Genomic DNA, 301 nt, shown 5'->3' on the forward strand with positions numbered 1-301 from the left:
CCTGGTCGAACAAGCCGTGAAGGAAGCCAAGGACGCACTGTTCCTGCGCCGCAAGGCCGCCAGCACGGCCAACGCGGAGGCGACCGCGATCTCCACCCCGGCGGCTGGCGAGTCCCGTCATGCCGACGTCGACGACGGCTACGCGGGGTTGCCGACCTACGCCGACGCCCTCGAGGAGATGGCTACCCGCTCCCTCGCGGCGGTCAACTCGACATCGCGGTCGGCGCACTACCGGGTCTACCTGCACCTCGACACGACCGGCGCCTGGGTCAACGGCGGCCACGCCATCCCCTTGCGCCTG

At 70.8% G+C, this 301-nt stretch carries 1 pseudogene; it reads left to right on the forward strand.

The features are described from left to right. Nucleotides 1-16: 16 nt before the first annotated feature. Nucleotides 17-301: pseudogene (locus ASD62_RS20280) on the forward strand (hypothetical protein); the annotation flags it as partial.

It is taken from the genome of Phycicoccus sp. Root563 (assembly GCF_001427915.1).
Lineage (GTDB): Bacteria > Actinomycetota > Actinomycetes > Actinomycetales > Dermatophilaceae > Pedococcus.